The organism is Arthrobacter sp. NPDC080073 (genome assembly GCF_040686575.1).
Taxonomy (GTDB): domain Bacteria; phylum Actinomycetota; class Actinomycetes; order Actinomycetales; family Micrococcaceae; genus Arthrobacter.
On sequence record NZ_JBFBKR010000004.1, the window covers coordinates 44,212 to 58,071 of the forward strand.

The 13,860-nt window shown below is 64.6% G+C and carries 14 protein-coding genes; 4 read left to right on the top strand and 10 right to left on the bottom strand.

Going from position 1 to position 13,860, the window contains the following annotated elements; translation table 11 throughout:
- Positions 1–23: 23 nt before the first annotated feature.
- The 3 genes from AB0O52_RS06225 to AB0O52_RS06235 all read right to left on the bottom strand — a co-directional run bounded on the left by AB0O52_RS06225 (position 24) and on the right by AB0O52_RS06235 (position 2,242).
- A complete protein-coding gene (locus tag AB0O52_RS06225; RefSeq protein WP_364534925.1) occupies positions 24–842 on the bottom strand; it encodes a shikimate 5-dehydrogenase in 819 nt (272 codons plus the stop codon).
- A 50-nt stretch (positions 843–892) separates the two neighbouring features.
- Positions 893–1,015, bottom strand: a complete 123-nt coding sequence (gene ykgO / locus AB0O52_RS06230; protein ID WP_184740519.1) for a type B 50S ribosomal protein L36 — start codon at positions 1,013–1,015, stop codon at positions 893–895.
- Positions 1,016–1,081: 66 nt separating this feature from the next.
- Entirely contained in the window at positions 1,082–2,242 is a 1,161-nt protein-coding gene (locus AB0O52_RS06235; RefSeq protein WP_364534928.1) for a GTP-binding protein, read from the bottom strand.
- Between the two features lie 175 nt (positions 2,243–2,417).
- Between AB0O52_RS06235 and AB0O52_RS06240 the strand changes: the two genes are divergently transcribed.
- Positions 2,418–3,569, top strand: coding sequence for a glutamate--cysteine ligase (locus AB0O52_RS06240; protein WP_364534931.1), 1,152 nt, complete (start codon positions 2,418–2,420; stop codon positions 3,567–3,569).
- Positions 3,570–3,590: 21 nt separating this feature from the next.
- On the opposite strand, the gene tsaD is transcribed toward AB0O52_RS06240, so the two are convergent.
- The 7 genes from tsaD to AB0O52_RS06275 all read right to left on the bottom strand — a co-directional run bounded on the left by tsaD (position 3,591) and on the right by AB0O52_RS06275 (position 9,464).
- Complete coding sequence (gene tsaD, locus AB0O52_RS06245; protein ID WP_364534934.1) at positions 3,591–4,718, bottom strand: tRNA (adenosine(37)-N6)-threonylcarbamoyltransferase complex transferase subunit TsaD; 1,128 nt, start codon at positions 4,716–4,718, stop codon at positions 3,591–3,593.
- Positions 4,715–5,203: a ribosomal protein S18-alanine N-acetyltransferase gene (rimI, locus tag AB0O52_RS06250; protein ID WP_364534936.1), complete on the bottom strand. Its 489-nt coding sequence runs from the start codon at positions 5,201–5,203 to the stop codon at positions 4,715–4,717. Before rimI ends, tsaD begins: the two co-directional genes overlap by 4 nt.
- Positions 5,200–5,871 carry a tRNA (adenosine(37)-N6)-threonylcarbamoyltransferase complex dimerization subunit type 1 TsaB gene (gene tsaB / locus AB0O52_RS06255; RefSeq protein WP_364534939.1) on the bottom strand — a complete coding sequence of 224 codons (672 nt, stop codon included), beginning with the start codon at positions 5,869–5,871 and terminating at the stop codon, positions 5,200–5,202. Before tsaB ends, rimI begins: the two co-directional genes overlap by 4 nt.
- Positions 5,865–6,440, bottom strand: a complete 576-nt coding sequence (gene tsaE, locus AB0O52_RS06260) for a tRNA (adenosine(37)-N6)-threonylcarbamoyltransferase complex ATPase subunit type 1 TsaE (RefSeq protein ID WP_364534942.1) — start codon at positions 6,438–6,440, stop codon at positions 5,865–5,867. The genes tsaB and tsaE overlap by 7 nt, the downstream gene beginning before the upstream one ends.
- A 26-nt stretch (positions 6,441–6,466) precedes the next feature.
- The gene (gene alr, locus AB0O52_RS06265; protein WP_364534945.1) at positions 6,467–7,672 is read right to left on the bottom strand and encodes an alanine racemase; all 1,206 of its coding nucleotides are present in this window, start codon (positions 7,670–7,672) and stop codon (positions 6,467–6,469) included.
- 114 nt (positions 7,673–7,786) lie between these two features.
- Positions 7,787–8,893, bottom strand: a complete 1,107-nt coding sequence (locus tag AB0O52_RS06270) for a carbohydrate kinase family protein (protein WP_364534947.1) — start codon at positions 8,891–8,893, stop codon at positions 7,787–7,789.
- A gap of 40 nt (positions 8,894–8,933) precedes the next feature.
- Positions 8,934–9,464 carry a GNAT family N-acetyltransferase gene (locus AB0O52_RS06275; protein ID WP_364534950.1) on the bottom strand — a complete coding sequence of 177 codons (531 nt, stop codon included), beginning with the start codon at positions 9,462–9,464 and terminating at the stop codon, positions 8,934–8,936.
- Between the two features lie 148 nt (positions 9,465–9,612).
- Here AB0O52_RS06275 and mshA point away from each other — a divergent pair, with 148 nt between their 5' ends.
- The 3 genes from mshA to AB0O52_RS06290 all read left to right on the top strand — a co-directional run bounded on the left by mshA (position 9,613) and on the right by AB0O52_RS06290 (position 13,848).
- A complete protein-coding gene (mshA, locus tag AB0O52_RS06280) occupies positions 9,613–10,857 on the top strand; it encodes a D-inositol-3-phosphate glycosyltransferase (protein WP_364534953.1) in 1,245 nt (414 codons plus the stop codon).
- Between the two features lie 136 nt (positions 10,858–10,993).
- Complete coding sequence (locus AB0O52_RS06285; RefSeq protein ID WP_364534956.1) at positions 10,994–12,688, top strand: formate--tetrahydrofolate ligase; 1,695 nt, start codon at positions 10,994–10,996, stop codon at positions 12,686–12,688.
- Positions 12,689–12,888: 200 nt separating this feature from the next.
- Positions 12,889–13,848, top strand: coding sequence for a DUF559 domain-containing protein (locus AB0O52_RS06290; RefSeq protein WP_364534959.1), 960 nt, complete (start codon positions 12,889–12,891; stop codon positions 13,846–13,848).
- Positions 13,849–13,860 lie beyond the last annotated feature (12 nt).

Sequence of the window (13,860 nt, forward strand, 5' to 3'; positions counted from 1 at the left end):
GCTGGACCCTGGACCGCGGCGCCCTATTGGGCGCGCGTGAACTCCTCGGCCGCGGCCACTTGCTCCGGTGTCGGTGTAATCCCCGTGTAGAGCACAAACTGTTCGAGTGCCTGGATGGTGGCCACTTCAGCGCCGCTGATCACGGTCTTCCCTGCTGCACGGCCGGCCTTGATGAGCGGCGTCTCTGCAGGGAGGGCGACGACGTCGAACACCACGTGCGCAGCCGCCACCGCCTCTTCGGGGAAGGACAGTGAGCCGGAGTCAGGTCCGCCGGCCATGCCGATCGGGGTCACGTTGACGAGCACATCCGCCGTTGACTCGCCTACGTCGGCCTGCCAGCCGAAGCCGTAGAGCCCGGCAAGGGACCGCCCGGACTGTTCGTTCCGGGCAACCACGGTAACGCGGGAGAAGCCGGCGTCGCGGAAGGCAGCCGCAGTTGCCTTGGCCATGCCCCCGGAACCACGGAGCAGAACCGAGGACGCCGGGTCGATCGCGTTGCGCTCGATCAACTGCGCGATCGCGGTGTAGTCCGTGTTGTACGCGGTCAGCACGCCGGCGTCGTTCACGATCGTGTTGACCGAGTCGATAGCGGCGGCCGAAGCGTCCATACGGTCAACCAGGGCGATGACATCTTCCTTGTAGGGCATCGAGACGGCGCAGCCGCGGATGCCCAGGCCGCGAACACCGGCGATCGCATTCCGGAGGTCGGTGGGAGCGAAGGCCTTGTAGATCCAGTTCAGGCCGAGCGCTTCGTAAAGGAAGTTGTGGAAACGCGTTCCGTTGTTGCTCGGCCGGGCAGAGAGAGAAATACAGAGCGTCATGTCTTTATTGAGGATCGGCATAACGGGACTTCCTTCGCGTAGCGGGTTCTCTGCCCAGCCTAGACGGGGAGCTAGCCTTGGCGCGCCTTGAAGCGAGGATTCAGCTTGTTGATGACAAAGGTGCGGCCGCGCCGGCGGACGACTTGCGCGCCGGGGATCTTCTTGAGGGCACGCAGCGAGTTCCTGACTTTCATGGGGTTCTCCTTCTCGGGTTTTGACTTGTTTGATTGCGGTTTTGTTCTACCGGGGCTGGAGCTCGGCTAAAGGGTGGATTCGAGTTCAAAGGGGTCCTCGAGTCCGGCGAAGCCGAGCCTCATCTCCGCTTCGCTCAGCGCGCATCCGTCCAGGAGTGCCCGGATCTCGGCGTCGTCGAGGTCTTCCCCTCGTCCGGTCACGGCCAGCACCGTGCCCCGGTCGCCGAAGTGGGGATGCCAGTCAAGGACAGCGTCGACGTCGGGGAGTCCCTTTCCTTGTTCCAGGCCCTTACCGTCGAGGACAGGGGCGTTGCCCGCGTCCGCGAGCCACTCGCCTGTGCCTTCGAGCCAGACGCGCGGCCCGATTCCCTGCACCGCGATCCGGACCTTGGCCGCCGAGGCAATCCACAAACGGCCCCGCATCCAGTGGCATCCCTCGGCCAGCTTGGGTAGCGCCTCCTGGAATCGTCGTGGATGAAGCGGACGCTCCACTTTGTGGAGCACGGTCCGGAATCGCCCTGACTCCTCCTCGAGCGGAACCCTCACGGAACCACGACGAACCCTGGCCAGAGCCTCGGCGCCGTCGTAGCAGCCGGGCCGGAAGTCGTCGTCGCCCGCGGAAACGACGGCGTGCGGCGCAAGCTGCCCGAGCAGTTCCAGCCCTAGGGTCCAGTCCTCGCTTGAGTCCGGACGCAAGCCCGCCAGCTCTGCCCCAAGACCGGCGTGCACCATGACGGTGTCCGCATGGCCCAATTCCCCGATGAGAAATTCTCCGCTGGTGCGCTCATCCTCCGGCATGGCCGTGAAGCCGGATTCATACAGGGTGTGCTTGTCCCAGATGTGGTCTTCCAGTCCTGAGGGATCGATTGCCAACACGGCGTTGTCGATGACGGCGGGCCGTTCCAGGCCGCGCTTGAGTTCGGCCACCGCCATGTCCACTGAGACCCCGGGAGGCAGGCCCAGGACGATGTGGTCATGGCCGGAGGACGCGAGGCGTTCCGCCGTCGGGACAACATCGAGGCGGACAGTACAGCTGAGGCAGCCGTGTTCCAAAGCGGTTTGCGCCTGCTCCACCAGTTCACCCTTGCGGAAGATCCTTCGCAGGACGATGGAGCCGTCCAGGAGGTCGTGCAGGACCACCACAGAATCGCGGTGGGTCCGCCCAAGCCTGGCGGTGGCCGCTTCGCGGCATTGACTGTCCAGTGAGCTGACAACAGTAAGATGCATGCCGACCATCTTAGATGCAAATCATTCTCATTAGCAAATGGCTTTGGTTCTCCTTTTTACCTCGCGGTCCATCATGCGGTACCGTACCGCCCCTGCATTAGACTTGAGCCAACCGCTGACGGCCCCACGGCGGGCATTGCTCAGGGCGTTTTTGGCAAATACCGAGGGGACCCACGTGCAGATTGATTTCGCTTCATCCAGGCAGTCGACCCTGGGGGTGGAATGGGAGCTCGCGCTCGTCAACGCACGCACCGGCGAATTGGTCTCGGTCGCCAATGAGGTCCTGCGGGGCGTGGCATCGCGGCATCCGGACCTGAACGAAGACGACGAACATCCGCACATCAAGCGGGAATTGCTCCTGAACACCGTGGAACTCGTCACGGGCGTGTGCAACACCGTCAAGGAAGCCAAGGAAGACCTGGCCCGCTCGCTTCAGGCCGTCAGGGAAGTCACCGACCCCATGGGTGTGGAGCTTTTCTGCGCCGGAAGCCATCCCTTCAGCCCGCCGCAGCTTCAGCCGGTCTCGGACAAAGAACGCTATGCCAAGCTGATCGACCGCACCCAATGGTGGGGACGGCAAATGGTCATCTACGGAGTCCACGTCCACGTCGGCCTGGACCGCAGGGACAAGGCGCTCCCCATCCTCGATGGACTGGTCAACTACTTTCCCCATTTCCAGGCATTGTCCGCCTCGAGCCCGTTCTGGGGCGGCGAAGACACCGGTTATGCGTCACAACGCGCGCTCATGTTCCAGCAACTGCCCACGGCAGGGCTGCCTTTCCAGTTCCCCAGCTGGGCCGAATACGAGTCCTATGTCCAGGACATGTTCACTACCGGGGTGATCGACACCCTGTCCGAAATCCGCTGGGATATCCGGCCCGTACCGAATCTGGGCACCATCGAAATGCGCATTTGCGACGGCCTGGCCACCCTAGAGGAAGTCGGCGCTGTTGCGGCCCTGACCCAATGCCTCGTGGACGAGTTCTCCACGATCCTGGACAACGGCGGCAGCATTCCGACCATGCCGCCATGGCACATCCAGGAAAACAAGTGGCGCGCCGCCCGTTACGGCATGGACGCGATCATCATCCTCGATGCCGAAGGCAACGAGCAGCTCGTCACTGAGCACCTGAAGGAAACGCTGCTGCGCCTGGCGCCTGTCGCGGAGAAGCTCGGGTGCTCGGCGGAACTGGCCGACGTCGAAAAGATCATCGCCCGCGGAGCAGGCTACCAGCGCCAGCGCCGCGTCGCCGCCCAGCACGACGGCGATCTTCACGCTGTCGTGCAGGATCTCGTGCAGCAAATGCGGTCCGTGCCGACCGCATAGCCTCCAGCCGGGTTCCTCCGCCTACACAGAAACCGTGGTCACCGGCAGGGAGGAATCCGGAGCGAACGCGACGCCGCTGGGGCTGATTCCCGCCATGATGAGCTGCGAGCCCAAGGCAGCGACCATGGCGCCGTTGTCTGTGCACAGTGACAGCGGCGGCACATGCAGGGTGATGCCCGCCGCGTCGCAGCGTTGCCGCGTGAGCTCACGGAGCCGGGAATTGGCTGCAACTCCGCCGCCCAGCAGAAGATCCGTGATGCCGTTCTCCTTGCAGGCCAGCACAGCCTTGGACGTGATGACATCCACGACGGCTTCCTGGAATGCGGCGGCGATATCGGCAACGGGAACGTCCTCGCCCCGGGCTTCGAATTGCTCAACGCAGCGCGCGACGGCGGTCTTGAGCCCGCTGAAGGACCAATCGTAGCGATGCGGTCCCGGCTCCTCCGCGGTTCCCATGTACTTCGGTTGCGTCAAGCCGCGCGGAAAGCGGATGGCCTTGGCGTTGCCTTGCTTGGCGAGTTTGTCGATGGCCGGTCCACCCGGGTAGCCAAGGCCCAGGAGCCTCGCCACTTTGTCGTAGGCCTCCCCTGCGGCGTCGTCGATCGTGGAGCCGAGCATCTCGACGTCGTCGGTAATGCTGCGGATGCGCAGGATTTCCGTATGCCCTCCCGAAACCAGCAACGCACCGAGATTTTCCGGCAGCCGGCCGCCCGAACCGAGCCCTCCAGTGCCGCCGGCGGCGCCGTCAAGGAGCCCGACGCCGACGTGCGCCACCAAGTGGTTGATCGCGTAGAGCGGCTTGCCCGTGGCAACCGAGAGGGCCTTGGCCGCACAGACACCCACCATGAGCGCCCCTGCCAAGCCGGGTCCGGAGGTCACGGCGATGGCGTCGATGTCTTCCAGCGTCACACCGGCCTCGTGCAGGGCCTCCCGCAGCGTGGGTACGAAGGCGTCCAAGTGAGCACGGGAGGCGATCTCCGGAATGACGCCGCCAAAACGGACATGCTCATCCATCGAAGAGGACACAGTGTTGGTCAGCAGGGTGGTGCCCCGGACAATTCCCACGCCGGTCTCGTCGCAGGAGGACTCGATCCCGAGCACGAGAGGCTGGACGGTGGCGGGTTGGTTCGCGTGGCCGGGTTGGTTCATGCCGGTGTTCCTTCAGTCAATGTCAGCCTCATGATGAGGGCGTCCGTGCCGTCGCGGTAGTACCGCCGGCGGACGTGGATCTGCTCGAAGCCGAACCGCACGTAGAGTGCCTGCGCCCGTGGATTGTCCTCGCGGACCTCCAGGAGCACTTCCACCGCGCCGCGCCGCCGGGCCTCTTCGATCAGTTCCGTGAGGATGGCGGAGCCGATTCCCCTGCCTTCGAATTCGGGCACGACGGCGATCGTCTGCACGTCCGCGATCGGTTCGATGCACATGAGCCCGGCGTAGGCCACAATCTGCCCGTCAGCTTCGGCCACCACATAGCGGCGGGTATCAACCTGGGCAAGTTCATCGAAGAACATCTGCATCGGCCACGCGTCCACCGGGAAAAGCCGACGTTCGAGTATCTCGACGGCGGTGACGTCGTCGGCGGTCATGTCGCGCAACGTCACGCCGTCGAGCTTGAACTGGTACGTGGGTTTCACAGGGCACGCTTCCTAGGGCCAGGCACTTGCGCGTCGGATTCCCGCAAATACAAGGGAGTGGAATCCGGCAGTTCCGCGCCGGCCGCGAGGAGGGCCATGGCGAACTGGCCCAACGAGGCCGCGTCGGGCTGGGTGGCGCTGAATTCCTCGTTCGCGTCGACGACGTCCGCGTAAATGCCGCCGCCGGCACCGAAGACCGGGAGATCGGGCAGCTCCGAGGCGAACCCGACGTGCGGACCGTCCACGAGTTGCGGTAGCTGGCCATCATTGAGCGTGTAGCGCGCCCAGTAGACCTCCTTGCGACGGGCATCCGTGGCCACTAGGAACTCGGCCTGCGCCTCGGTTGACTCGGCCACCTCCAAAGCGATCGCATCCAGGCTCATGAGACCGAAAAGGGGTTTGTTCCAGGCAAATGCCAAAGTGCGGGCAGTTGCAATCCCAGAACGGAGGCCCGTGAACGGCCCGGGGCCAACACCGGTGACGATCAGGTCGATGTCCGCGCCGCTCACTCCGGCGTCGGCCAGAAGCTTCTCAATCCCGGGCGCCAGGACTTCGGCATGGCTGCGGGTGTCCTCCGTGGCGAAGGACTCCACGACACCCTCGATGGCGTCGTCCGAGATGAGCGCCGCACTCGCCACGGCCGAAGTATCAATGGCCAGGATCAGCATCGGGCACTCTCCTCCAGTATTTCGGGCACGGCGCTCCAGCGAGGGCCAAAGCCGCGGAAAACGATGGTGCGGGGTTCGTCGTCGTTCTCCGGGTCGAAATCCAACACGGCATCCTGGCCAGCTTCCGGCCGGGTTGCCGCCGTGCCGCCCACCGTCCGATGCATCTCGATGTCCAGGCGGCTATCCGAAAGGTGTTCCACGCGCTCGCGCCCCCACTCGACCACTGTCACGGAGTTGTCCATCGTGTTTTCGAGGTCGATGTCGTCGATTTCGGCAGCTGATGCCAGCCGGTACGCATCAACGTGGACCAGGTCAGGGCCGCCGGGGCGCGGCCCGTCCGGCAGGTTGGGGTGGATCCGCACCAGGACAAACGTTGGTGAGATGACGCCGGCACGGACGCCCAGTCCTTCGCCGAGTCCCTGGGTGAAAGTAGTCTTGCCGGCGCCGAGTTCGCCTGTCAGGACCAGCAGGTCACCCGGCTCAAGGACCTCGGCGAGCGCCGAGCCCAAAGCGTGAGTCTGCTCCGCCGTCGCGACTTTGACGGTCCGTTCCCACAACGCTTCTTTCAACGGGATTTTGTCAATCGGGGCCCCGCTCACCGGGCATCCGCCCCCGGGGTCTCGTTGATGTAGATGCGCGGGACGCGTGGGCCGATGCGGGTGACAATCTCATAGTTGTTGGTCCCAGCGGCGGCGGCCCAGTCGTCCGCCGTCGGGCCGCCGTCGGCGCCGTCACCAAACATGACGGCTTCGGCACCGAGCCAGCCGGCTTCGTCCGTCACAGCGTTTCCAAGGTCGATGACCATCTGGTCCATGGCGATCCGGCCCACAACGGGGTAGTTGACTCCGTTGACCCGCACCGGTCCGCCGGTGGCGACGCGTGGCACGCCGTCGGCATAACCGAGCGGGATCAGGCCCAAGGCACTCTCGCTGGACGTCCGGTAGTTGAGCCCGTAGGACACCCCCTGTCCTTCGGGCACCCGCTTGCAGTTGGAAACGAGGGTCCGGACCCTCATGGCGGGACGGAGCCCAAGTTCCGCGGAGATTTGTCCTTCGAAGGGGGATAGTCCGTAAAGCCCGAGCCCCACGCGGACGAGGTCGAAATGGGCATCCGGGCGGGAAAGCGTGGCGGGCGTGTTGGCCAGATGCCGGACTTCGGTGTCCACCCCGGCGTCCTCGGCCACGGCAATCGCTTCCCGGAAAGCCGCCAACTGCTCATCGGTCTCGGGACGGTGCGGTTCATCGGCCACGGCCAAGTGCGAGAAGATGCCCACGACGCGCAGGAGGCCCTCGTCCTGGTATTCCATGGCCTGGCCCACCAATTTGTCCCATTGGGCGATCGTGGAGCCGTTGCGGCCCAGGCCGGTGTCCACCTTGAGATGGATGCGGGCGGGTCGTTCCTGTTCGCGTGCCGCGGCGACCACCGCGTCGAGTTCCCAGCCGGAGATCCCGACGTCGACGCCGGCGGCGACTGCCGCTTGGAAGTTGCTTTGGGTGGTGTGCAGCCAGGCCAGCATGGGGGCATCAATTCCAGCCGCGCGCAGGGTCAAGGCCTCCGAAATATGGGCAACACCAAGCCATCGGGCGCCGGCTTCGAGCGCCGCGCGCGCCACCTGCACCGCGCCGTGCCCATATGCGTCGGCCTTGACCACGGCCATGACCTTTGCGGGTGAGGCGATAGCCACAAATTGGCGAACGTTGTGCCGGATGGCGTCCAGGTCGATGACGGCTGATCGTTCGAGGACCGTTGCCGAACCCGATGTCGTCGAGGGCTCGAAACTGGCAGCTGCTTCGTAAGTCACCCTCACGATTCTAGTGCCGCGACGGCGATCGGGTTGACTCGCCGTGAGCGGGCTGACTGGGGTGAGCGGCTTGTCCGGCGGGGTGGGCGGCTTGTCCGGCGGGGTGGGCGCTGCTCAGGCGTCCGAGTTGTGGGCGATCGTCGCTGTTGCGCGACGTTGGGCCCCGGGCGGGACGTCCGCCACAATGTCCTCGAGGAAAGCGAACCGTTTGAGCCACTGGCTGGACTGCCGCTCCCTCCGGGCGTTCGCTCGCTGCCACCAATCCGCTATGTCTCCCCAACCGGGTGCAGCCAGCGAGCCACCCACTTCCTGTACCGCCAGCGAGGCGCAAAGATTGGCAAAGCGGAGCCGGTCTCCCAAAGGCCATCGGGCCAGGCAGCCCACAACAAACGCCGCACCGAAGCAGTCGCCCGCTCCCGTGGGGTCGTACGCTGTCACGGGAAGGGACGGGACCCACTCCTCCTCGCCGGTTTCGGAATCCACAGCCATGGCTCCCTGCGCTCCCAGCGTCACTACAGCCACCGGAACGCGGTCGGCCAGCGTGTAGAGCGCAGACCAGGGGTTGTCCTTGCCGGTGAAGGCCATCGCCTCCCGCTGGTTCGGCATGAAGGCGTGGAAATTGCTGAGCTGGTCCAGCCGCTTCGAGGACCACACTCCGGTCGGATCCCATCCGGCGTCGCCGAAGAGTTTGACGCCGGCCTTCCTCGCCGCCAGCATCCAAGGCTCCGGCTCCTCGTCGAGATCCGCGACGGCTGCGAGCGCTTTGGGCGGATCGCCAATCAGTTCGGACGCGCTCATGGGCGAAGGATGCCCGTGAGTGACCATGGAACGATCCTGATCGACGCACAAGGAGACTGTGACAGGAGAATGCCAGCCCTCGAACCGCCTGGACAGGGAGAGGTCCACGTGCTCCTGGCTTTCCAGGATCCGCCAGTTGAAGTCCCCGTACCCGTCGTCGCCGAACGCCGCAGCGAGGCTGGTCCTCAACCCAAGCCGGGCAGCCGCGATGGCTTGGTTGGCCACGCCGCCGGGGCAGGTCCCCATGCCTTGGCTCCACACTTCGGTACCCGGTTCCGGGCTCCGGTCCAGTCCGGTAAAGATAATGTCCTGGAACACAGTGCCTGTCAGAAGGAGATCGCAGCCTGAATCGGGTCCGTCCGCCTGCACATCCCCTCGGATAGCGGCAAGGGGGTCGAATCGCGTCCCGGGCGTTGCGTCCATGCACGGCAGACTACGCCGCGGCCACGATTGTGCATAGCTTTCAGAGTTCCTGGTACATCACGTGCAGCCCCACGTAGCCAAGGGTCGGATGCTGGAAGGCCTCGGGGATGGTCGCCAGGATGCGGAAGCCCATGGACTGCCACAAGCCCACCGCGCGGACGTTGCTTTCGACGACGGCGTTGAACTGCATCGCCCTGAACCCGGCATCCCGGGCAGCAACCAAGGAATAGGCACAAAGTGCTCGAGCGATTCCCTGCCCGCCGTGATCGGCATGGACCATGTAGCCGGCGTTGGCCACATGGCTTCCACCGCCGCCCTGGTTGGCGTGCAGTTCCCCGGTACCCAGCACTTCGCCGTCGCGCACTGCCACAAAGGTCAGGCCGGGCGCTTCCTTGAACCATTTGTTCCGGGCAGTTTCTTCGGAAGTGTCGCGGTCCCAGGTAAAGGTCTCCCCTGCCCGGATCACCGGTTCCAGGACCGCCCAGATCCCGGGCCAGTCGCTTGCCCGGGCGGGCCGGATCTCGTAGCTAGCGGCTGCCGACGTTCCTGCTTCGCTGGTTGAATGGCTCACCTCCGTTACGGTACCAGCCAGCCCTGCACTGATGGCCTTGTTGGGCTGGCTGCAGTGCGAGGGAGGTCAGGAGTAGTGTTTTCGCTGGGACGCAGAGGATTTTCGCTTTGCGGGGCTCGTGGAATTGCGTTGGATACAGGAGGTAGCGGTGTCGTTGATCCGTCGCGTAGCCTTCCTGTCACTCCACACTTCGCCCATGGAGCAGCCGGGTTCGGGCGACGCCGGCGGCATGAATGTCTACGTCCGGGCCCTCGCCATGGCGTTGGCGGATCTTGGCGTGGAGGTTGAGATCTTCACGCGTTCGACGTCGGCCGGGCAGCCCGCCGTCGAACATCCCGGTCCCGGCGTCTGTGTCCATAACGTCCTGGCGGGCCCGCCCCGGAAACTGCCCAAGGAGGAACTTCCCGAGCTCCTCCACACCATGGTTGCCGAAATCGAGAGGATCCGGCAACGGCAACCACACGGCCGGTACGACGCCATCCATTCCCACTATTGGGTGTCCGGCGTTGCCGGCCTTGAACTCTCCGCATTGTGGAACGTGCCGCTGATCCACACGATGCACACCATGGCGAAGGTCAAAAACCTCGTGCTCGAATCCGGCGAGCGGCCCGAACCGCGCCTACGCGAAGACGGCGAACAGAGGATTGTGGATGGAGCCGCTCGACTCGTGGCCAACACTCCCGCCGAGGCCCAAGAGCTCGTATCTCACTACAACGCCGATTTCGACCGCATAGACATCGCTCCCCCCGGAGTTGACCTCACCGTGTTCACCCCGGCGTTCCGCGCCCGGTCCCGCGCCGAGCTTGGCGTGCGGCCCGGCAGTTTCCACCTGCTCTTCGCCGGACGCATCCAGCGGCTCAAGGGCCCGCAGGTATTCATCCAAGCCGTTGGCATCCTCCGCAAGAGGCGGCCCGACATCGATCTTGAGCTGACCATCCTTGGCGCCTTGAGCGGCGCCAAGGACTTCAATCTGCAGTCGTTCATCACGGCCGCCGGGCTCGACGACGTCGTAACGCACCGTGCGCCCGTCAAGGCGCCGAAGCTGGCGGGCTGGTTCCGTTCAGCCGACGTCGTGGTGATGCCATCCTTCAGCGAATCGTTCGGGCTCGTTGCCCTTGAGGCGCAGGCCTGCGGCACTCCGGTGGTGGCCACCAACGTTGGCGGCCTGTCCCGCGCCGTTGCCGACGGACGTACGGGTATTTTGGTTGACGGCCACAATCCCTCCCGCTGGGCCGACGTCATCGAAGCCCTGTACGACGATCCCCGCACCCGCGAAGATATGGGCCGTGCCGCCGCCGTGCACGCCGAGGCCTTCGGCTGGCAGAGGACAGCGGCGTTCGCGCTCGAGAGCTACCACGCAGCCATCGGTGCTGTCCTCGTCCGCCCAAGCTAGACCCTCGCTCACCTATAAGCCCAATCCCGACGACGCTCGCTCACCTATGAGCCCAATCCCCCAAACCCTCGCTCACGTATGAAGGCGTGGCTGGTAGATTGTCGCGAACAGTGTTCCCGCGGAGTTGAGGACAAGGATGTCTGAAAACAAGAACTTGAGCGACCTTGAAATTGCCCAGAATGCAGCGATACGTCCCATCGAGGAGGTCGCGGAGCGTGCCGGGATCAACGTGGACGCATTGGAACTGTACGGCCGGTTCAAGGCGAAAATCGATCTCGCCAAGCTCCGTCTCCCGGACGTCAAACGCGCGGGCAAGATAGTCCTCGTCTCTGCCATGTCCCCGACGCCGGCGGGTGAGGGAAAGTCCACAACCACGGTAGGACTTGCCGATTCCTTGGCACGGGCCGGCCACCGCGTGATGGTCGCGTTGCGCGAACCGTCCCTCGGACCGATCCTGGGCATGAAGGGAGGAGCGACCGGTGGCGGCTATTCCCAGGTTCTCCCCATGGACGAGATCAACCTGCACTTCACCGGCGACTTCCACGCGATCACCTCAGCCAACAACGCCCTCATGGCCCTTGTGGACAACCACATCTTCCAAGGCAACGAGCTCAACATTGATCCGCGCCGCATGACGTTCAAGCGGGTCCTCGATATGAACGACCGCTCGCTGCGCGAGGTCATCATCGGCCTCGGTGGGCCCGCTCAGGGAGTGCCGCGACAGGACGGTTTCGACATAACCGTGGCCTCGGAAATCATGGCCGTCTTCTGCCTCGCGACGGACTTGGATGATCTCCGCGAGCGCCTCGGCCGCATCACTTTCGGCTACACCTATGACCGGCGGCCGGTTACGGTGGCCGATCTCGGTGTCCAGGGTGCACTGACCATGCTGCTGAAGGATGCCATCAAACCGAATCTCGTGCAGACCATCGCGGGAACCCCGGCCCTGGTGCATGGCGGCCCGTTCGCCAATATCGCGCACGGCTGTAATTCGCTCATCGCCACGCGAACGGCCCAACAGCTTGCGGACATCGTGGTCACGGAAGCGGGATTCGGCGCCGACCTCGGGGCCGAAAAGTACATGGACATCAAGTCGCGCATCGCGGACGTGGCGCCGTCCGCCGTCGTCGTTGTCGCGACCATCAGGGCGCTGAAGATGCAGGGCGGCGTTCCGAAGGAGCTTCTCAAGGAGCCGAACGTTGAGGCGCTCGCCGCCGGCGTCGAGAACTTGAAACGGCACGTGCACAACGTCGAGAAGTTTGGCGTCACACCGGTTGTTGCAGTCAATAGATTCGCGTCGGACACAGCAGAAGAGCTCGAATGGCTGCTGGCTTGGTGCGCGCGGGAGGGAGTGCAGGCGGCGGTCGCGGATGTCTGGGGCCGCGGTGGAGGGGGCGACGGCGGTGATGAGCTCGCGGCGAAGGTCGCCGCGGCGGTGGCGGCAGCAGCGCCGTCGGACTTCCGACATTTGTATCCTCTGAGCCTGTCTGTGGAGGACAAGATCCGCACGATCGCGCAGGAAATCTACGGCGCCGACGGCGTGGAATTTTCCGTTCCCGCGCTCAGGCGCCTCGCGGACATCCGGCGAAACGGCTGGAGCGGAATGCCGGTTTGCATGGCCAAGACGCAGTATTCATTCACCGACGACGCCTCCCAGTTGGGTGCCCCCAAGGGATTCACGGTGCACGTGCGCGAGCTGATTCCCAAGACCGGTGCGGGCTTCATCGTCGCATTGACAGGTGCAGTCATGACCATGCCCGGACTGCCCAAGGAGCCCGCCGCGATGCGAATGGACGTCGATGAGCACGGAAATCCGGTGGGCCTCTTCTGACGCACGCTCACGTATGTGCCATATTTACGAAACCCTCGCTCACCTATGTGCCACTTTCGCAGAACGCTCGCTCACGTATACGGCCCTTTCGGGAAACGCGCGCTCACCTACAGCTCCCGAGCACGACAAGACCTACTGCCGAATCCCGAGCCTGTGGATAACTTCTGCAGGCACCCGCCCATTTGCGCAACAATGCGGGTATGCGAAACGAGATTGCCCTTCCCTCCGAACTGCTTTCAGGACCGTTCACGCTAGCCGAGGCCCAAGCCCAGGGTGTGCCGCGCAGCCGTCTGCTTCGCGCCGACGTCGAACGCGTCAGCCGTAGCCTCTACCGTCCGATCGGCTGGGACTTCGATCTTGAGTCCGCCGCCCGTGCGCTATCGGCCGCTACTCCCGGGGCCTGGATCTCCCATGTGACGGCAGCGCGCCTTCGCTGCTCCTGCCTTCCGCCGTGGCTTGCCGATTCGACAGAGCTGCACCTCAGCAAGCCGCGATCGTTGCCTGGAGCCCGCCGCAAAGGCGTGATCGCGCACAGGGTGATCGCGGCCGTGAACGAGGTCGAATCAGTTGATGGAATACGGATCAGCACGCGCCCCCGCACTTGGCTGGACATGGCCCGGGTGCTTCCTCTGAACGACCTCGTCTGCATGGGCGACGAGCTGATTCGCGTACCCCGCCAGGCGCTGGAAGGGCGGGACACCCCGTTCGCGACCCTTGAAGAACTGCGCGCCCTCGTGGAACGGCATCCAAATTTACAAGGCGTCGTGCGTGCCCGGCAGGCGCTCGAACTGATGCGCGTGGGCGCGGATTCCGCGCCTGAGTCCCTGCTTCGCTTGGCCATGCTGGACGCTGGAATCCCCGAACCGGAACTTCAACTCAAGTTGCGAAGTGACGATCCGTTCTCGCCGTCGGCGGATTTGGGGTTCCGCCAAAGGCGGGTCGCCATTCAGTACGACGGCGGCCATCACCTCGCGGAGGCCCAGACACTCAGCGATCGACGCCGGAACAAGGCCTTCGAAGCAGCCGGATGGACGGTCCTCGTCTTCCGCAAGGAAGATTTGGCAGATGGTTTCGAGCTGGCAACCAAACAGATCAAGAAGGCACTGCGATCAGCGTGGGTCGATCCCGCCGTCGCATCCGGTTTTGCAAGCGCCGTGTAGCGAGCGACCGTT